The organism is Streptomyces longhuiensis (assembly GCF_020616555.1).
GTDB lineage: Bacteria > Actinomycetota > Actinomycetes > Streptomycetales > Streptomycetaceae > Streptomyces > Streptomyces longhuiensis.
In genome coordinates, this window is sequence record NZ_CP085173.1 from 176616 (window position 1) to 195923 (window position 19308).

Here is a 19308-nt window from a genome sequence, read left to right on the forward strand (position 1 = left end):
GGTCACTTCCGCTTTGCGACAGTGACGGCAGCGGGTCTGAGCTGCCTTTCGCCGTCCCCGTAGCCCGGGCGCAGCACCTCGACGACCGTGTCTGGTGCGGCGTTGGGGTCCTGGACGACGCCGACCACCTCGTGCCGGGCCGGGTCGAAGGCGACGCCTGTCTCCGCGTGGCGCGGGTAGCCGAGCAGTTCAAGGATGTTCACCGCCTGGTCGCGTACGGCCTGGATGCCCTCCACGATCGCGCTCGGATCGGCCCCGGCGTGGGTCAGGGCGAGTTCGAGGTTGTCGAGGACGGGCAGGAATGCGGCCGCGGTGCGGGACCGCTCGACTGCCCGTTCGCGCTCCAGTTCCCTGGCGTGGCGCTTGCGAAGGTTGTCGAGGTCGGCGAGCGCGCGCCGCCAGCGGTCCTCCAGTTCCTGGATCGCGGTCGTGTACTCGTCCTCGGCAGGCGCGGGGCCGGCGGCGTCGGGTCCCGGTTCGTCGTGCCCTGCTTCCGGCCGGGTCGGAGGGCCCGGTTGGGGCAGATCCCCGCGGGGAGGGCGTACGGCCCCTTCCGGGGCCGGTTCGGTCGGATCCGACGCAGCCCGGTCGGGTTCCTGGGGGTGGCGGGGCATGGCGCGCCTCAGTCCTTGTCGAATTCGGCGTCGATGACATCGTCGCCACCGTCACCGCCGCTCGTGGGACGGCTGGTGGCGGCGTCCTGGCCGGGGCCGTCCGTGGTGGCGGCGCCCTGATGGGCCGTCAGCCCGGCTAGCACCTGCTGGAGTTCGGAGGTCAGGGGCCGTACGCGCTCCACGCCCGCCTCTTCCTTGACCGCCGCTCGGGCGTCGGACACGAGCATCTCGGCGCGCGCCTTCTCGTGTGCGGGCGCTGCGTCGCCCAGTTCGGCGAGGCGCTTGTCGACCTGGTATGCGACGGCGTCGAGCTCGTTGCGGGCGTCGACGGCCTCGCGGAGTGCCTGGTCCTGGCCCTGGTTGCGCTCGGCCTCCTGGACCATGCGTTCGACCTCACTGCGGTCCAGGTTGGAGCTCTCGCTGATGGTGATGCCCTGTTCCTTGCCGGTGTCCCGGTCGCGGGCCTTGACGTTGAGGATGCCGTTGGCGTCGATGTCGAAGGTGACCTCGATCTGCGGTTCGCCCCGCGGCGCCGGCCGGATGTCGGTGAGCTGGAACCGGCCGAGCACCCGGTTGTCGGCGGCCAGCTCGCGCTCGCCCTGGAGGACCACCACATCGACGGCCGGCTGGTTGTCCTCGGCGGTGGAGAAGGTCTCGCTGCGGCGCACCGGGATGGTGGTGTTCCGCTCGATGATCTTCGTCATCACTCCGCCGCGCGTCTCCACGCCCAGGGACAGGGGTGTGACGTCGAGCAGCAGGACGTCCTTGACCTCGCCCTTGAGCACCCCGGCCTGGATCGCGGCGCCCAGGGCCACGACCTCATCGGGGTTGACGCTCATGTTGGGTTCCTTGCCGCCGGTCAGCCGACGGACCAGGGCCTGGACCGCAGGGATACGTGTGGAGCCGCCTACGAGGATGACCTCGTCGATGTCGCTCTCGCCGACCTTGGCGTCGGCCATTGCCTGCTGGACCGGTCCCAGGCAGCGCTCCACCAGGTCGCCGGTGATCTGCTCGAACGTGGACCGCATGATCGAGTCCGTGAGGTGCTTGGGGCCTGAGGCGTCGGCGGTGATGAACGGCAGGCTGACCTGCGTCTGGGTCACCGAACTGAGCTCGGTCTTGGCCTTCTCCGCCGCCTCGAACAGTCGTTGCAGCGCCTGCGGGTCCTGGCGCAGGTCGATGCCGTTCTCCTTCTGGAAGTCGTCCGCGAGGTAATCCACCAGACGCCGGTCGAAGTCGTCACCACCCAGGTGGCTGTCGCCAGCGGTGGAGCGCACCTCCACCACGCCGTCGCCGACGTCGAGAATGCTCACGTCGAAGGTGCCGCCGCCCAGGTCGAAGACGAGGACAGTCTCGTGCTCCTTCTTGTCCATGCCGTACGCGAGGGCGGCCGCCGTCGGCTCGTTGATGATCCGCAGCACCTCCAGTCCCGCGATCCGTCCGGCGTCCTTGGTGGCGGTGCGCTGAGCGTCGTTGAAGTAGGCGGGCACCGTGATGACTGCCTCCGTGACCCGCTCCCCCAGCTGCTTGGAGGCGTCGTCGGCGAGTTTGCGCAGCACCTGTGCGCTGATCTCCTCAGGCGCGTACAGCTTGTCGCGCACCTTGAAGCGGGCCGCCCCGCCGTCGCCCTCGACGACGTCGTACGCCACCGCTTTGGCCTCGTCGGAGATCTCGTCGTAGTGCCGGCCGATGAACCGCTTGGCCGAGTAGATGGTGCCCTTGGGGTTGAGGATCGACTGGCGCCGGGCCAGCTGGCCCACCAGGCGCTCGCCGGTATCGGTGAAGGCCACCACAGACGGTGTCGTGCGGTTGCCCTCGCTGTTGGGCACGACGGACGGCTCGCCGCCCTCCCACGCGGCGATCACCGAGTTGGTGGTGCCCAGGTCGATGCCCACTGCCTTGGCCATGAGGAACTCCTCCCGGTGCGGCGGCCTGCGCCGACTCTCCGGATCACGTTCGTTCAGGTACGGATGGGACCTCCGCCGGTGGTCCGCAGCCCGCCGATCAGCCGTACGGCCCCGTCACCGACCGCCTCGTGCACGACGACCTTGTACTTGCTGGGCTGCATCGAGCGGAACGAGGCGAAATCCCGGCGCACGCCCTGCAGGGCGTGCGCCGGCATGCCGAACAGCGCGCCGACAGCTGCTCCGAAGATCAGCCCGTACAGGGCGAGGAGCAGGGCGGAGATGACGTGGTCGAGCCAGTCGACCAGGCCGGAGAGCCAGGCGATCAGCGCACCGGGAAGGTGCCCGCTCGCCGCTCCGTGCAGGACGGCCGCGGCGTAGTTCATGCGGCCGATGCCCTGCTCGACGAGGCGGACGTCCGTGCCGAAGATGGCCACCCTCGGCACGGGAAACCCCAGGTCCGAAAGGTGGTCGACTGCGCGTTCGGCTTCCTGGTACGTCTCGTACGCGGCAACCGGCCTACAAGGCTGCTCGGTCATCGCCCAGTCCTTCCTGACTGTGTGCACGACGGCCTCTAGCAGGTCCCAGACTCGCAAACCGAGCAGCTCTACGCCTGCACCTGGCAGGTCAAAGAGCAGCGGAGCGCGTCGCCCTGCGAGCACGAGACGAAGACTCCGGACATCACGGGTAAATTGGGCAGGGAGGCGCACAGGAACGGTCGCTGCCACCTCTCTGAGGGCTCAAGGAAGGGAGGAATCCCATGTCTGGCAGCCGGGCGCACAACCTCTACCGCCGCTGCCCGACCGGGAGAGCAGCCTTCCGCGGGGCAGCGCCGGGCGGCAGTCCATGGCCACGGGGAGGGGTCTCCGCCCACCCCGTTCCAACCCCCACCGATCATGCCCTCCACGAACTGATGGTGCTCTTCAGCGCACTGTCCGACACCCGCGACGAAGGCGAGATCCTGCGCCTGGCCATGGACCACATAGCCGCCGCAGGGCCATACAGCGCCGAGGCCGGCTACCTCAGCGTCGAAGGCGACCTGGTCCCCAACCCGGGGGACGGGCAGACCCATGCCTCGGCCGTGGACCGAAGGGTGCGGGAGCTGGCCGGGCAAGACGGCGATGTGACCGTACCCGGCCGACCCTGGGGCCGGGCTCTGGGGCTACGCGGACTTGAGGGACTCCATGGCTACCTCGTGGTGACGTCCCGCTCCCGACCCACCGAGGCCGAGCGCTCCCTGCTCGCCACGCTCGTCCGGCACACCGCTGATGCCATGTCAGCCGCCTTCACACACCGCCACCAACGCGAGGACGCGCTGGAGCTGCACCGGCTGAGGGAGGAACGGACGGCCCTCCAGCAGCAGCTGATCTCCGTCGTCGCTGAGCTGAGGTGCCAGCGTGCCATTCACGCCCTCATGGCCGACGTCGCCGCCTCGGGCGGCGGCGAGGAAGCCATCACCCGCGCACTGCACGAGCTCACCGGACTCCCCGCGCTGGTCGAAGACCGCTTCGGTCGGCTGAGGTCCTGGACCGGCCCCAGCCGCCCGGACCCCTATCCGGAGCCGGACCCCGTGCGCCGGGACGAAATGCTGCGCGCCGTTGCCCGGGAGGTCGGGCCGGTGCGGATAGAGGACCGGCTGACAACCCTGATCCGCCCGCACGGCGAGATCCTGGGGGTGCTGGCCCTGGTCGATGCCCGAGGCGAGGCCGACGAGCACACTGTGCTCGCGCTGGAACACGCCGCCACGTCGCTCGCCCTGGAGCTCGCACACCTGCGCAATCTGGCCGAAGTGGAGCTGAGGCTGCACCGCGAGCTGGTCGACGACCTCCTGGCAGGGACGGACGAGGCGAGCGCCTACGCCCGGTCCGAGGCAGTCGGACACGACCTGCACCGCAGTCAGTACATTGTCGTAGTGCAGTGGTCGAACCGGACTGTGGACGATTCCTTCGCGCAGACCGTGGGCCGAGCGGCCTCTGCCGTGGGCATGCGCTCGCTGCTGACCAGACGTTCCGACCACGTGGTCCTGGTCGCCGACGACAGGCCGCACGCCCGCGCGCTGTACGAGGCGCTCGCCCGGGAGACCGGGACACGGTCCGGGACGATCGGGGTGAGCGCCCTGTGCGACTCCCTGGACGACATCCCCCACCGCTACCAGGAGGCGCAGCGCGCCCTGGAAGTACGCCGCCACTCCCACGAGCGCTACGGCACGACATTCTTCGACGAGCTCGGCCTCTACCGCGTACTGGGACCTGGCAACGATTACCGGGAACTAGAGACATTCGTCCACGAGTGGCTCGGGCAGCTCATCGACTACGACTCCCGGCACCATACGGCCATGGTGGAGACCCTGTCCCGGTACTTCGACTGCGGCGGCAACTACGACGAGACCGCCGAATCCCTCGCGATCCACCGCAGCACGCTGCGTTATCGGCTCCAGCGCATCCGCGACATCAGCGGCAACGACCTCGCGAACGTCGAGGACCGCCTCAACCTCCAGGTGGCGACCCGAGTGTGGACCATCGTGCTGGGCGGACCTGGCTGATGCCCCGCTGAACCGACGCCGCCTGTGGACGACACGACGGCCGCCTGAGCATCAGCGGATGCTGCGACAGATGTCGCGGCCGGAGCCAGGCGAGCACAGAGGGCCGGACACCACCGACGGGAGACGCCCGGGTCGCGGCCCGCGCGTCACAGGGCGATGACATGGAGGTCGACCAGCTCGAGCAGCGCCCGCAGGGCCGAGCTGGGTCGCCGGGTCGACGACGTGCCGAGATACATGCTCCAGCGGAGCATGGTGCCGTGGACGTCCAGGACTTGCAGGCCGGGGGTACGGGCAACGGCGAACGCGGGCAGGAAGGCGATGCCCAGACCGTGCCGGACCAGTGCCGCCCCCATGTCGATGTCGGGCACTTCCAGTGCCACCCGGCGTACGACGCCCGCCACCGCGAACGCCCGGTCGACCACCTCGCGGTTGCCGTAGCCCGGCGGGAAGTCCACGAAGGGCTCCCCCGCAAGGTCCGCAAGTGCCACCTCCCCCCGCTGCGCGAGCGGATGGGCGGCGCTCACCACCAGGACGAGCGGCACGGTGGCCAGCTCCCGTGCGTCGATCCCGGCGGGTTTGTGCTCGGGCAGCGACAGGAAAGCCACGTCCAGGTCCCCGCTGAGCAGTGCGTGCGCCAGTCCCGCCGATCCGGTCGTCGCCAGCCGCAGCCGGACGTCGATCGCCGGATGCAGCGCGTGCAGCTGCCCGAGGAGCGCAGGCAGGTCCACCACCTCGACCGAGGCCATGGCGCCCACATTCACCGTGCCGCGCAGCGTGTCCTGTGCGGCGCGCACGGCGTCCTGGGCCGCCTCGGCGGCGTGCAGGGTGGCCCGAGCCTCCGGCAGCAGCGCCGCGCCCGCCCCGGTGAGCCGGACCTGCTGCGACGTGCGCTCGAACAGCGCGCAACCGAGCTCGCGCTCCAGGGAGCGGATCGCGGCGGACACCCCGGACTGCACCACGTGCAGCCGTCGGGCGGCACGCGTGAAACTCAACTCCTCGGCGACCGCGATGAACTGCTCCAGCTGACGTAGCTCCACACGAGAAGTATCGCTCACAGTGCTCGAGCCCAGCAATAACATTCGTTGGCACTGATCCCGGCTGGTCAGGAGAATGGAAAGCGCCATCCACTTCCGCCCGAGGAGGGGTACCCCTGCCTGCCGTTCCGACGCCGCTGAGCCGTCCCACAGCCGACGCTCCCGACGACCCGACCCATCCGATCCCAGCACCCGCTCCCGCCGACCTGCCGCCCCGCGCCCCCGCCCGGCGTCGTGCCTCGCACACGACCGGCTTTTGGTTCGTGGCGGTGGCCTTCACCGTGCTTATGGCCTTCGGTACCGCGCCGACCCCGCTGTGGCCGCTGTACGAGGCCCGGGACCACTTCGGCGCGACCACGGTCACGGTGGCGTACGCCTCGATGGTCGTGGGCGCAGCGGCCGCCTTCCTCGGACTGGGACACCTGTCGGACCGGCTCGGCCGACGGCGCGTCATCGTCCCTGCGCTGCTGGTTGGCATCGTCGCGTCAGTCGTACTGATCGCGTGGCAGGACCTGCCGGGGCTGATCGCGGGCAGGATCCTGAACGGTGTCGGACTGGGGTTGATGGCCTCGACCGCGACGACGTACCTGCACGACCTCCACCACGAGGCCCGTCCGGAACGGACGGGTTCGGTGCTGCCCGGCATCGTGGCCACCGCCGCCAACCTCGGCGGCCTGGCCTCAGGGCCCCTGGTCGCCGGAGCCGCCGCCGAGTGGCTTCCCGCGCCCCTGATCACCGCCCAGGCGATCTTCACGCTCGCCATGGCAGTGTGCCTGGCGCTGGTGCTGTCCACCCCGGAGACCGTGGACCTGGAGCTGCCCGCGGCCGAACCGCCCAGCAGGTTCGTCCTGCGCCCCGGCGGCGGGCGGACGTTCGGCGCGGCCGGCGCGCTGGGCGCCTTCGCCTTCGCGATCCTCGGCCTGATCTCCTCCCTCGGGGCGAGCGTGCTCCATGGCACCCTGCACACCGACTCGCACCTCGTGGTCGGCCTGTCGGCCTTCCTCATGTTCGGTTCCGCGGCGGCCGCCCAGCTGGTGCTCGGCCGCCTCCCACTGCCCCGGGTCCTGACCGTGGGGGCGGTGGTATTCCCGGTCGGCCTGGTCCTGTGCGCCGTCGCCCTCTACCACCCGGCGCTCTGGCTCTACCTGGTCGCCGTGTCCCTGTCGGGAGCCGGCTCCGGGCTGCTGTTCAAGGGAGGCGTCGAACGTGCCGTTTCAGTGGCCGAGCCCGCCTCACGCGCGGGGGTCCTCGCCGTGTTCTTCGTCGTCGCGTACCTGGGCATGGGCCTGCCCTCCGTCCTGTTCAGCATCGCCCTGCGGCATTTCGCCGTGCAGACCGCGATGATCGGCTTCGCGGTGGTCCTCTCCTGCGGCGCCGTTGTGTCGGTCGCCGTCGCGTTGCGCGACCGCGCACCCGGTCCCGGCGCGCTCTCGGCGCAGTCCGCTCGCCCCTCCTGACCTCCCCGCGGCGCATGCGACACCGGTTGTCTGGGAGGCGCGGACCTGGGCACTCGGTGCGGGCACGCGTGACACGGATCCGTTCGGGAAGGGGCCGTCGGAAAAGGACCCGGGCCACGGGCACCTCGTCGGCGGCCTACTTCACTCCGCCGATGGCAGCAGAACGGCACCTGGCCCCAGATCCACCCGACTCCAGTCCCTGGCCGACGCGAAGGGTGCGATCACGTTGGGACCTGAGCATCGACTCCACGGTCTGCCGAGCACACCAGCATGCGGCCAGGGCCCGCAATCAGGGCGATCGGCAGTGTCGTCACGCTGGCCGGCCTGCGCGCGGAGGACGGCCGGGACGTCCTCCGGGAGATCTCCCAGCACCCCGACATCAAGATGCGCCACGTCGCCGAACTCATCGTGTAGTGGGCCCAGGCGGGACACCTCGCGAGCGATATCCGCCACAAGCTGGAACGCAGCACGGCGACGCGCGCGACCCTGCGCCCCGAACCCGGCTGACCAGTCCTCAGCCCCTCGCGCCGTCGTCAGGAGCGCGCTAGACGGGCCGCGAGATAGGGCGCGGTGGCGCTGCGGCGAGCCCTCGCCACCTTGGCCGGCGGGCCCGCCGCGACCACCCGCCCGCCCGCGTCGCCGCCGCCCGGCCCGAGGTCGATGACCCAGTCGGCGGTGGCGATCGTGTCCAGGTCGTGCTCGACGAGGACGACCGTGTTGCCGGCGTCGACGAGCCGGTGCAGCTGTCGCAGCAGCAGCGCGACGTCCGAGGGGTGCAGCCCCGCCGTCGGCTCGTCGAGCAGGTAGAGCGCGTGCCCGCGGCGGGCTCGCTGCAGTTCGGTGGCCAGTTTGATGCGTTGCGCCTCACCACCGCTGAGTTCCGTCGCGGGCTGGCCCAGCCGCAGGTACCCCAGTCCCACCTCACGCAACGTCTCCAGACTGCGGGAGGCGGCCGGGACGGCTGACAGGAACTCGGCGGCGGCGTCGACGGACAGCGCCAGTACTTCCGCGATGTTCTTGCCGCGGTAGGTGACTTCCAGAGTTTCGGCGTTGTACCGGGCGCCCTGGCAGGTCGGGCACGGCGCGTAGGTGCCGGGCAGGAACAGCAGTTCCACCGCGACGAATCCTTCGCCCTGGCAGGTCTCGCACCGCCCTTCGGACACGTTGAAGGAGAACCGCCCGGCCGAGTAGCCGCGCGCCCTGGCCTCGTCCGTCGCCGCGTACAGCTTGCGCACTGCGTCGAACATCCCCGTGTACGTGGCCAGGTTGGACCGGGGAGTCCGGCCGATGGGCCGTTGGTCGACCCGCACCAGCCGGTCGAACGACTCGACCCCCGACGCGTCCTGGACGTCGACCTCCAGCTGCGCCTCGTCGGGCTCCTCAGGTACGAGTCCGAGGTGGCCGCGGACGACCTCGGCGAGCACCTGCGTCACCAGCGTCGACTTTCCGGAACCGGACACGCCCGTCACCGCCGTCAGTACACAGAGCGGTACGTCGACGGACACGTCGTGCAGATTGTGGCGGGAGACGCCGCTCAGGTGCAGCCAGCCGTGCGGTGTGCGCGGGCGGTGATCGAGCGGCTGGGCACGCCCGAACAGGTACTGGCTCGTGGCCGACTCCCCGACCCGCTCAAGACCGGCGACCGGGCCGCTGTACAGCACGCGTCCGCCGCCTTCACCCGCGCCGGGGCCGATGTCGACCACCCAGTCCGCCCGCCGTACGACATCCATGTCGTGCTCCACGACGAACAGCGAGTTGCCCGCCGCCTTGAGGCGGTCCAGCACGTCCATCAGCGGTTCCGCGTCAGCCGGGTGCAGGCCCGCGGAGGGTTCGTCGAGAACGTAGACGACGCCGAACAGCCCCGAGCGCAGCTGGGTGGCGATCCGCAGGCGCTGCGCCTCGCCGGGCGACAGGGTCGTCGAGCGGCGCCCGAGGCTGAGATATCCGAGGCCCAGGTCGAGCAGTACGTCGACCCGCGCGACCAGATCGCCGCAGATCCGGACCGCGACCTCTGTCGTCTCCCCGGATCGGGCGGTCGACGTGGTGGCGTCGGCCTCGGACCGCCCCGCGACGGGCCGCAGCAGCGCCACGACCTCGGTGAGCGGCATCGCGTTGATCTCGGCGATGGAACGTCCGGCGAAGGTCACGGCGAGCGCCTCGGGCCGCAGTCCGCTGCCGTGACACTCGGGGCAAGGCACACTCCTGACGAACCGGAGCGCCCGTTCGCGCATCTTCTCGCTCTTGGAGTCGGCGAGGACGTGCATGACGTGCTTGCGGGCGCTCCAGAACTTGCCCTGGTAGCCGTAGTCGACGCGGTCCTCCTCCGGCTCGATGTACACGGAGGGCTGCTCGTCCGTGTACAGCAGCCAGTCCCGGTCCTTCTTCCTGAGCCTGCGCCACGGTCGGTCGATGTCGATCCCCAGGCCGCTCACGACACTGCGCAGGTTGGCACCCTGCCACGCGCCCGGCCAGGCGGCGATCGCCCCCTCGCGGATGCTCAGCGAGGGGTCCGGGACGAGAAGGTCCTCGGCGACGTCGTGCACGACGCCCAGTCCGTGGCACTCCGGGCAGGCGCCGGCCGTGGTGTTGGGTGAGAACGACTCGGCCTCCAGCCGCGCGGCCCGGGGCGGATAGGTGCCGGCGCGGGAGTACAGCATGCGCAGCAGATTGGACAGCGTGGTGATGGTGCCGACCGTCGATCGCGAGCTGGGCGACCCGCGTCGCTGCTGCAGGGCCACGGCGGGTGGCAGTCCGGTGATTTCCTGCACGTGCGGTGCGCCGACCTGTTGCAACAGCCTTCGGGCGTACGGTGCTACGGACTCGAAGTAGCGCCGTTGGGCCTCCGCGTAGAGCGTGCCGAACGCGAGCGAGGACTTGCCCGAACCGGAGACGCCGGTGAAGGCGACCATCGCGTCCCGCGGAACGTCGACATCGATGTTCCGCAGGTTGTTCTCACTGGCGCCCCGGACATGCACGAAGGGGTCGGTCGCGTCCTTGTTCACCGTTCCTGATTACCTGATCGCACCGGGAACCGCGCGACAGGCCCCGTCGCCGGGCCCCGCTCACACGAGCGTGCAGCAGACCCCACGGCCTGAAAAGCGTGTTGCATAAGGGTGTGGGTAGGCAGGTTGAGCTGCGGTTCGGGGCCTTACTGGTCATGCCGTGAAGGCGAGGTTGTGCATGCAGGCGATGGCCTGGACAGCGTGGTGGAGACTGTCGCCGCGCTGCCGGCAGTCGCGGAGGATCTTGTAGTTCTTCATGCGGGCGAAGGCGTGCTCGACGCGGGCGCGGACCTTGCAGTGCTCGGCGTTGTCCGCTTCCTCGCCCGCGAGGAGGGGACGTCCTGCGCGATTGCGGTGCGGGACGACGAGCCCGGTGTTGATGTAGGCGCCGTCTGCCAGCACGATCACGTCCTGGCAGTGTTCGGCCAGGCCGGATTCTCTCCACACGCGGGCGTCTGCCCGGTTGCCGGGCGCGGGACGAGCTGTGGCGATGACCAGTTTCGTGGCGGCGTCGATGATCCTGGCCCAAAGCCTTCTGCAACACGCTTTCAAACGGGTGGCGTCGGCGGCCGGTGAGGGTGCCATGGCTATCCGCCTCGTGCACGAGCACCGAGAAAAGACGGGCAACCTGGTCCCCACCGCGGGCCTCGAGGGCCCCGGCCGGTGGCGGGCCATAAAGAGGCACTCGGCATCGTGCTGGTGTCGGACGGGGGGACGCAACGCCTGCGGTGTGAGCAGGAACGCCGCAGTGACATGGACGAGCAGGAACAGCGCGGCGTAGAGGCAGTGATGCCCATGAACAAGGTGATCACGGTGACGAGGTTGAACAGGAGGCGGGCCTGCTGCCAATCGATCTCGTCGCGGTGCCCGGTGTGGCGCGGAGCGGGTGTTCGCGGTGGCGCACGCAACCGTGGCCCGGTGGTGGGGCAGGCCCTGCACGGGGAGGACGAGGAGATCTGACCGTACCGCCTGCACCTGCTGGCAGGGGCCAGCGTGTCACGCGGCGTCGGCGATACCTCGGGGGCATCCTGTGGGCACGGGCGGTCGGGGGGCAGCCGACGAGAAGGGTCCAGTCATGCGGGTGTCGTCTCAGGGCGTTACGGTCGTGGCTCTCCTGGCGGATCCGGATGCGCCGACGGAGATCGCGCGGCGCATGGCCCAGACACTTACTGCTCGGCTCGCCGACAAGTCGGGCCAGGGGCGACGGTTCGACGTCGAGGTGGTCAGTGAGCCCTTCACCGCAGGGACCGAGGACTTGCCCACCTTGATGCGCCGGATCATGGACCGCGGAAGAGCTGAGAATTGGGACATTGTCGTGGCCCTCACCGACCTTCCGCTGCACACGCACGGGCGCAAGCTCGTTGTGAATCTGAGTCACGAACACGGCTTGGCGCTGTTGTCTCTTCCCTCTCTGGGGGGCTTTCGGCTGTATACGAGGGCTCGGCGGGCCGTGGAAGAAGCCGTGCTGGGCTTGGCAGGCCCGAAGGCTACTGGGGCTGAAGGACCTCCGCAGAGTCAGCCGCTGCTGGGGCCCTTTGCCGGTCGACTCGCGCCCATCCACCCGGTCCCGGTCGGCGGGGAGGAGACCGCCGATCTTCGGTACGTCGTCAGCGGGCCGCGCGGTTACCTGCGGGTGCTCGTCGGTATGGTCCGCGCCAACCGACCGTGGCGGTTGGTGCCGGGTCTGTCGAAAGCCCTGGCGGCCGCACTTGCCACGGGAGCAGTCGCCACCGTGAACTCCACTGTCTGGACCCTGGCCGAGGCCCTGAGCGCGCCGCGACTCGTGATCGCCATGATCGGGTCCGTCGGGGTCATGATCGGCTGGCTGATCGTAGACGCGCAGCTATGGCATCGCTCAGCAGAGGGCTCGCTGGAGGCGAGGCAGAGGGCGAGACTCTACAACGCCTCGACGGTCGTGACCGTGGGTATCGGGGTGCTCGTCTGCTACGTGGGCTTGATGGTCATCAACTTGGTGTGGGCGCTGTTTATCCTCAACGACCAAGTGTTCGCTTCCATGACACGAACCCCGCTGCACGCAACGGGCTACTGGACGTTGTCATGGTTCGTCGCTTCGGTCGCAACGGTGGGCGGCGCACTGGGATCGGGCTTGGAGAGCGACGAGGCGATCCGGGCAGCCGCCTACTCCAAGCGCGAACAGGAACGTCGCCTCATGCTCCAGGACGACCACGGTGACTATTTAGCCTAGCCTCGCGCTTTCACGAGGTGGGCTGTCCGATGGCTGATCAAATAAGCGAGGAGTGCCTCTGACCTGGGACGATGGGACTTGTCTAGGGTCCTGTGCGTCATCAGGAAAGCTGCACTCCTCAGGTGAAGAAGAGTATCGGGTCGTACCCGCGTGTACGTGTCCGGGCGACGGTCGCCCCGTCGTCTCGCAGGCCGGTTCGGTCCTGGTCCGGACGCCACGCCGCGGGAGGGCATGCCCGACGAGGAGCGTCCGACCGCGTCACACTGACAGCGGGTGTGCCGACGAGACGAGGTGGTCGCGGATGAGGTTCGGAGTATCGACATTTGTCACCGATGAGGGCATTGGCCCCAAGGCGTTGGGACCCGCCCTGGAGGAGCGTGGGTTCGACTCCCTGCTGCTGGCTGAGCACTCGCATATTCCGGTCAAGCGGGAGTCCCCGTACCCGGGGGGCGGTGAGCTGCCGCGGATCTACTACCGGACGCTCGACCCGTTCGTGGCGCTCGCCGCGGCCGCCTCGGCGACCCGTGACCTGCTCCTGGGCACCGGCATCGCTCTGGTGATCCAGCGCGATCCGATCCACACCGCGAAGGAGGTCGCCTCCCTCGATCTGATCTCCGGCGGCCGGGCCGTGTTCGGGGTCGGCGCGGGCTGGAACCGCGAGGAGATGCGCAACCACGGGACGGATCCAGCCGTCCGTGGGCGGCTCATGGACGAACGCATCCGCGCGATGATCGAGCTGTGGACCAAGGAGGAGGCCGAGTTCCATGGCGACTTCGTCGACTTCGATCCCGTCTACGCCTGGCCCAAGCCGGTCCAGAAGCCCCATCCGCCCATCTGGGTCGGGGGCGACAGCGAGCGCGCTTTCGAACGCGTCGCCGCGTACGGTGCGGCGTGGATGCCGAGCGCTCTGCCGCTCGAGAAGCTGGGTGAACGCATCGCGCGTATGCGGCGGACGGCCGGTGACCGCCCGTCCGTCGTGGTGTACGCGGGCCGACACGACCGGAAGGCGCTCGACACCTACGCCGAACTCGGCGTCGAACGCGTCCTGCTGTATCTGCCGACCCTGCCGGAGAACGAGACGCTGCGCACCCTGGACGAACTGGCCGAGGCCACGTCCGGCCACCGGTGACAGCTCGCGGCTGCCGCTGAATAGGAGCTGACCGTGCCGGATATGGCCGGGGACGAGGCGCGCCGCCGGTTCATGACCGCGCGGGTTGCGCGCCTGGCGACGGTGGACGCGGGCCTGCGCCCGCATCTGGTGCCGGTCGTCTTCGCGGCCCACGGCGAGGAGATCGTCACCGCCGTCGACTGGAAGCCGAAGAGGTCACAGCAGCTGAAACGCTTGGACAACATCGCGGCCCACCCGGCTGTCTGCCTGCTCGTCGACGCGTACGACGAGGACTGGGAGCGGCTGTGGTGGGTCCGCGCGGACGGTGACGCCCGTGTGCTGCCGCCCGGCACCCAGGGCGAGTACCCGGCGACCGTCGCCCTGTTGCGGGAGAAGTACGCGCCGTACCGGCAGCGCCCGCCGACCGGTCCGGCGCTCGTGATCGCCGTCCGCCGGTGGCATGGCTGGCGTGCCGCGTCGGGGGGGTGACCGTAGGGCAGGAGACACGCCGCCCCCGGCATCACCAGTACCGGCACCATCACGGCTCGTCGTCGCCGTTATTCGGCTACCCGACACCGCCGTTGCCCCGGAGGAGCTGGGTGTCCATCCGCCCGCCGTCCCGACACCGCTCGTCCCACCCGGCGCGCGGCGAACGCCGCAGCTCAGCCAGGCCCGACTGCGGGTCACCCCCGCAAGAACTCCTGCAGATCGCGCAGACCCTCCCGGGCGACCCGGCCTGTCTCGACCTGGGCGTGATGGACGCCGTCTGCGCCCGGGTCCAGGCCCACTAAATGTAAGGGCGGCTCCGTAGGAGCCGGTGCACTTCACTCCGGCCTGCCGTAACCGCCCGAAGGCACGTGCCCAGGACAGCAGTTGGCGATAGCCCTCCCGGGTCGCGGAGAAGCTTCGCGTGTCCAGCAGAAGACCGGTGCTGGTGATGACCGCCGCCACGTGGACATCTTTGCGCAGGACCTGTTCGTGCTGATCAGTTGTGTCGTGACGTGGATGCCTCCGCTGAGTCTTGATGGGCATGGTCGCCTGTCTCCTGATCGTCTCGGGAACACCAATGGCCGACGCCGGAACGGTGTGGCGGTCAGGACTGTGAAGGTGTCTGTCGCGAAGACCTCGAATCCGTAGTGAAGGTGGTTCCGGAAGCCGCAGTTGGGCAACTGGGTGTCTCTGGTGACGGACGTCTGTAAGGCCCCGGGCCCTCGAGGCCTCCCGATAGAGCGGCGCCGTCACGGTGGTGGTCGGGAATCGAGGGCGCACGTCCCGCGGCGCAGCGAGTTGCATGACTCCCGGCTGCCCAAAGTCATGAACTGTTCGATTTTTGCAGCGCTTCGGGTGCTGCCCAATCTCGTGTCCAGGCGCTGTCGATTCTGGTTCTAGTGAACAAAGCCAACGCGCGAAAGCCAGGTTCCCGGTGTCTGCGGGGCGGGCCTTGACCCGGGATGGCCCGGTCGGTCAGCTCGAGCCGTTGGGGTGGAGTACGACCTTGGTCCAGCCTTCGTCACGGGCGTCGAAGTGCCGGTAGCCGTTGGGGGCCTGGTCCAGCGGCAGCTCGTGGGAGACGATCCATGAGGGCTTGGCCTTGCCCTGCTCTATCAGGGCGCACAGCTGTCGGTTGTATGCCTTGACGTTGGCCTGGCCGGTCCCCATCGACTGGCCCTTAAACCAGTGCAGGCCGTAGTCGAAGGCGACCTCACCCTCCGCCTTATACAGCTTGTCCGGGCTCCCCGGGTCGTGCGGCACGAAGACACCCACGACCCCGATCGTCCCGGTGAACTTCACCGAGTGCACCAGGTTGTTGAGCGTCAGGTTCGGGTGCTCGACACCCTGAGGGTCGTGCGCCTGGTAGCCCACGCACTCACACCCACGGTCCGCCCCCAGACCGTGGGTGAGTTCGTTGATCTGGTCGATCGGCGAGGCCTTGGAGTCATCGATGGGAATCGCACCAATCTGCTCGGCGAGCGCGAGCCGGTCCGGGTGACGGTCGACGACCATCACCTGCGCGGCGCTCTTGAGATTTGCCGACAGCGCCGCCATCAGACCGACCGGGCCCGCGCCATAGATGACAACGGTCTCGCCCGGCTGCACGCCGGCCAGCTCCGTGCAGTGCCAGCCGGTCGGGAAGATGTCGGACAGCATCACGTAGTCGGTCTGCTTCTCTCGCGCCTCCTCCGGCAGCACCAGGCAGTTGGAGTCTCCGTACGGGACCCGCAGGAACTCTGCCTGACCGCCGCCGTAGGGGCCCATTCCCGCGAAGCCGTATGCGGCACCGGCCATCGTCGGATCCACCGGCGTGGTCAGGCAGAAGGCTGTCAGCCCGTTGTCACAGTTGCGGCAGAACCCGCAACTGATGTTGAACGGCAAACAGACCAGGTCCCCCACCCGCACACGGTCCACGCCATCGCCGACCTCGATGACCTCCCCCATGTTCTCGTGGCCCAGGACACGCCCCGTCTCCATGTCCGTGCGCCCCTCATACATATGCAGGTCCGACCCGCAAATGTTGGTGGAAGTGATCTTCACCAGCACATCCGTCGGCCGCTCGATCCTCGCGTCCGGCACATCCTGCACGTTCACCGAACGTGGCCCGTCGTACACCAGAGCCTTCATGGGGTTCTCGCCTCCTGTCCGATATTTCGAATATCGATGGAAGGAACAAAATTCACGAATGAATCAACATGCGCCGCGTGAAACGCGAACGCAGGACGCACGTGGCTGCTTTCCCCAGTACGACACTGGCAGGCTTCGCAAAATACTCACTCGGAATTGACGCGAGCAACTCACCAGGGAGGAACTCATCGGGGAGCCGCACGACCTCAATGGCCGGGCCGCTGCTTCACGTTACCTTTTCAGCCGCAGCATTAGACGCAGCAGGTGAGCCCCGCGGACCATTCACTTCAAGCCTCCCACCGGGACTCTGCATGTCAACTGGAGACTGAGGTTTTCTCAGCAGTGATCACTTCCAGATTCCGTTGAGGACGAAATGAGTTCTCGCCGGGTCTCGCAGCTCGATATGGCCGTGGTCGTCGGCTTGGCCTTGGTCGTCATCGCTGCCGTGTTCGCCCTCTTCTACGGCAGCGCCGGGGGCGGCACGGGCTGACCGAACCCCCAGCCCGAACGCACCCCGGACGGCGTACTCATGCTGCCCGGGGTGCGATGTTTTGTCAGTGGCCCATTGCGAGGGCATGACCGCGATCCCCGCGTCCGACGCCGAACTGCGACCGGTACTGCGCGATCAGAGCGCAGCCGGGTGCTCGGACGTTCTCCGGCCACGCCTGGTTCGGATAGGCGACGTTCTCCGGCGTGGCCTCGTTTTAGACCGTGTCCTACATGGTGAGCGTGAGGAGTCGTTTGTAGCTGCAGAGGGCTGCGGCGAGTCCGAGAAAGGCCAGGTAGTTGGCGGGTTGGCGCTCAAAGCGGTGGTTGAGTCGGCGGTAGCCGGACAGCCAGGACATGGTCCGCTCGATGACCCACCTGTGTCGCCCCAGTCGATCGCTGGACTCGACTCCTTTGCGGGCGATACGCACGCCTATGTGTTTGCCCCATAACCATCGCCGCAGGTGGGGGATGTCGTAAGCCTTGTCGGCGTGCAGGCGCGTGGGCTTGGATTCGGCCGCTAGGAATCGTGTCCCATGTGGAAATGGGACAGCATCGGCTTCAGCGCGAGGCTGTCGTGGGTGTTCGCTGCGGAGATTCCCACGCGTAGGGGCAGTCCGTTCGCGTCCGACAGGACGTGCATCTTGGAACCGGGCTTACCCCGGTCCACGGGGCTCGGACCTGCAAGTTCGCCCCCTTTCTAGCCCGGACGTGGGCAGAGTCAAGGACTGCTCGTGAGAGGTCCACCAGGCCCTGCTCGTCCAGGCGTTGAAGAACTCTCTGGTGCAGCCGGCCCCAGACACCGGCACGGGACCAGATGACGAACCGGCGGTGCACAGTCGACTTCGACGCCCCGAAACACGGCGGCAAGGCCCGCCAGGCACAGCCGCTGACCAGAACATAGATGATCGCGGCAAAGACTGCCTCGTCATCGATGTTCGCCACCCCACCACCCTGCGGCCGCACCCGCGCCGCCGGCAGTAACGGCTCGGCGATCTCCCACAAACCATCCGGAACAATCCAGTCCCATTGCCCACTCCCCATAGAGGGCGTCTACCCCAACTCGCCATGTAGGACACGGTCTTAGACGGTGTCCTACATGGTGAGGCTGGGTAGTGCTCCTCAACATGGGTCAGGGGACGTGGAGTTGGATTGTTCCGGACGGGCTGTGGGAGATCGCCAGGCCGTTGATTCCGGCGGATCGGGTGCGGCCGCAGGGTGGCGGAAAGCAGAACACGCCTGATGAGACGCTGTTCGCCGCGATCATCTACGTACTGGTCAGCGGTTGCGCCTGGCGGGCGTTGCCGCCCTGTTTTGGGGTGTCGAAGTCGACAGTGCACCGGCGGTTCATGATCTGGTCGAGAGCCGGTGTGTGGGGTCGACTGCACGAGGCGGTTGTGCACCGGCTGGACGATGCCGGCCTCGTCGATGTCTCCCGTGTCGTGCTGGACTCCGCGCACGTGCGGGCAAAAAAGGGGGCGAACACGCAGGTCCGAGCCCCGTGGACCGGGGCAAGCCGGGTTCCAAGATGCACATCCTGTCGGACGCGAACGGACTGCCCATCATCGTCGGTCTCTCCGCCGCCAACGTCCACGACAGCCTCGCGTTGAAACCCATGGTCGAGGGTCACCAAACGAGACATGACCCCTACCGCGGACGCTACTTCAAGCCACAACGCCTTCACGCAGACAAGGCCTACGACATCCCTCACCTGCGGCGATGGCTCTGGGGCAAGCACATCGGGGTCCGCATCGCCCGCAAGGGTGTCGAGTCCAGCGAACGATTAGGGCGCCGCAGGTGGGTGATCGAGCGGACGATGTCGTGGCTGTCGGGCTACCGCAGACTCAGCCCCCGTTACGAGCGCCAACCCGCCAACTACCTGGCCTTTCTCGGCCTCGCCGCAGCCCTCTGCTGCTACAAACGGCTCCTCAAACTCACCATGTAGGACAACGTCTTAGGGTTCGATGACGAGGCGTTCGATGAGGCCGTCGCGGAGTGTGAACTGGTAGCGCAGATCGATGGTGCCGCCGGGGAAGTTGCCCTCGAGGTGGTGGGTGGCGATGTAGCGGGTTGCGTCGGTCTGCTGGGCGTTGGTGAGGTGGATGGTGTAGGTGAATTCGGTGACCGATCGGTTGAGCCACGCCTCGATCACCTCGGTGCCAGCGTAGGTGTTGCCGTCGTCGATCACCGTGGCTTGGTCGGTGAACGCCGTGATTGCGGTGGCGGTGTCGTGGGCGCGGTGCGCTTTCAGGTAGCGGGTGATGACCTCGGGCAGGGTGTCCGGGGCGCTGGTGCGGGGCTGGTTGTCGTACATGACGCTCCTTGGGATGGTGGCG

Annotated in this window: 16 protein-coding genes and 2 pseudogenes; 9 read left to right on the plus strand and 9 right to left on the minus strand. The window is 68.5% G+C overall.

The features are described 5' to 3' along the window. Positions 1-2: 2 nt before the first annotated feature. From LGI35_RS00900 to LGI35_RS00910, 3 genes are read right to left on the minus strand one after another with little or no spacing between them, the layout of a single operon-like run. The gene (locus LGI35_RS00900) at positions 3-614 is read right to left on the minus strand and encodes a nucleotide exchange factor GrpE (RefSeq protein WP_227291673.1); all 612 of its coding nucleotides are present in this window, start codon (positions 612-614) and stop codon (positions 3-5) included. An 8-nt stretch (positions 615-622) separates the two neighbouring features. Continuing rightward, positions 623-2521 (minus strand): molecular chaperone DnaK, encoded by a 1899-nt coding sequence (gene dnaK / locus LGI35_RS00905; protein WP_227291674.1) that lies wholly within the window; start codon positions 2519-2521, stop codon positions 623-625. A gap of 53 nt (positions 2522-2574) precedes the next feature. Beyond that, on the minus strand, positions 2575-3084 hold the full coding sequence (locus tag LGI35_RS00910) for a YflT domain-containing protein (protein ID WP_227291675.1): 510 nt from the start codon (positions 3082-3084) through the stop codon (positions 2575-2577). Positions 3085-3431: 347 nt separating this feature from the next. Here LGI35_RS00910 and LGI35_RS00915 point away from each other — a divergent pair, with 347 nt between their 5' ends. Beyond that, entirely contained in the window at positions 3432-5060 is a 1629-nt protein-coding gene (locus LGI35_RS00915; protein WP_227291676.1) for a PucR family transcriptional regulator, read from the plus strand. 146 nt (positions 5061-5206) lie between these two features. Here the strand turns inward: LGI35_RS00915 and LGI35_RS00920 are convergent, their stop codons facing one another. Next, a complete protein-coding gene (locus LGI35_RS00920; protein ID WP_227291677.1) occupies positions 5207-6097 on the minus strand; it encodes a LysR family transcriptional regulator in 891 nt (296 codons plus the stop codon). 278 nt (positions 6098-6375) lie between these two features. Between LGI35_RS00920 and LGI35_RS00925 the strand changes: the two genes are divergently transcribed. Continuing rightward, positions 6376-7551 carry an MFS transporter gene (locus LGI35_RS00925; RefSeq protein ID WP_481007110.1) on the plus strand — a complete coding sequence of 392 codons (1176 nt, stop codon included), beginning with the start codon at positions 6376-6378 and terminating at the stop codon, positions 7549-7551. Positions 7552-7821: 270 nt separating this feature from the next. Then, the gene (locus LGI35_RS00930) at positions 7822-7965 is read left to right on the plus strand and encodes a hypothetical protein (protein WP_227291679.1); all 144 of its coding nucleotides are present in this window, start codon (positions 7822-7824) and stop codon (positions 7963-7965) included. A 119-nt stretch (positions 7966-8084) separates the two neighbouring features. On the opposite strand, the gene uvrA is transcribed toward LGI35_RS00930, so the two are convergent. Both uvrA and LGI35_RS00940 read right to left on the minus strand, forming a co-directional pair. Next, positions 8085-10553: an excinuclease ABC subunit UvrA gene (uvrA, locus tag LGI35_RS00935; protein ID WP_227291680.1), complete on the minus strand. Its 2469-nt coding sequence runs from the start codon at positions 10551-10553 to the stop codon at positions 8085-8087. A gap of 153 nt (positions 10554-10706) precedes the next feature. Beyond that, positions 10707-11072 (minus strand): annotated as a pseudogene (locus LGI35_RS00940) (transposase family protein); the annotation flags it as partial. 234 nt (positions 11073-11306) lie between these two features. On the opposite strand from LGI35_RS00940, the gene LGI35_RS00945 reads away from it, so the two are divergent. The 5 genes from LGI35_RS00945 to LGI35_RS00965 all read left to right on the plus strand — a co-directional run bounded on the left by LGI35_RS00945 (position 11307) and on the right by LGI35_RS00965 (position 14658). Next, positions 11307-11513 carry a hypothetical protein gene (locus tag LGI35_RS00945; protein WP_227291681.1) on the plus strand — a complete coding sequence of 69 codons (207 nt, stop codon included), beginning with the start codon at positions 11307-11309 and terminating at the stop codon, positions 11511-11513. Positions 11514-11628: 115 nt separating this feature from the next. Continuing rightward, positions 11629-12759 (plus strand): hypothetical protein, encoded by a 1131-nt coding sequence (locus LGI35_RS00950; RefSeq protein WP_323182886.1) that lies wholly within the window; start codon positions 11629-11631, stop codon positions 12757-12759. A gap of 301 nt (positions 12760-13060) precedes the next feature. Continuing rightward, positions 13061-13888: an LLM class F420-dependent oxidoreductase gene (locus tag LGI35_RS00955; protein WP_227291683.1), complete on the plus strand. Its 828-nt coding sequence runs from the start codon at positions 13061-13063 to the stop codon at positions 13886-13888. Positions 13889-13921: 33 nt separating this feature from the next. Then, on the plus strand, positions 13922-14356 hold the full coding sequence (locus tag LGI35_RS00960) for a TIGR03668 family PPOX class F420-dependent oxidoreductase (RefSeq protein WP_227291684.1): 435 nt from the start codon (positions 13922-13924) through the stop codon (positions 14354-14356). A 110-nt stretch (positions 14357-14466) separates the two neighbouring features. Next, positions 14467-14658, plus strand: coding sequence for a hypothetical protein (locus LGI35_RS00965; protein WP_227291685.1), 192 nt, complete (start codon positions 14467-14469; stop codon positions 14656-14658). A gap of 673 nt (positions 14659-15331) precedes the next feature. Here the strand turns inward: LGI35_RS00965 and LGI35_RS00970 are convergent. After that, the gene (locus LGI35_RS00970) at positions 15332-16486 is read right to left on the minus strand and encodes a glutathione-independent formaldehyde dehydrogenase (protein ID WP_227291686.1); all 1155 of its coding nucleotides are present in this window, start codon (positions 16484-16486) and stop codon (positions 15332-15334) included. A gap of 716 nt (positions 16487-17202) precedes the next feature. Next, positions 17203-18016: pseudogene (locus LGI35_RS00975) on the minus strand (IS5 family transposase). Between the two features lie 83 nt (positions 18017-18099). On the opposite strand from LGI35_RS00975, the gene LGI35_RS00980 reads away from it, so the two are divergent. Continuing rightward, positions 18100-18917, plus strand: a protein-coding gene (locus tag LGI35_RS00980) for an IS5 family transposase (protein ID WP_227300162.1) whose coding sequence is annotated in 2 segments (ribosomal slippage) — positions 18100-18439 and positions 18439-18917 — 819 coding nt in all. Because the reading frame shifts where the segments join, the coding sequence is not laid out codon by codon here. Between the two features lie 9 nt (positions 18918-18926). Here LGI35_RS00980 and LGI35_RS00985 read toward each other — a convergent pair. Continuing rightward, a complete protein-coding gene (locus tag LGI35_RS00985; RefSeq protein WP_227291687.1) occupies positions 18927-19286 on the minus strand; it encodes a nuclear transport factor 2 family protein in 360 nt (119 codons plus the stop codon). Positions 19287-19308: the final 22 nt, after the last annotated feature.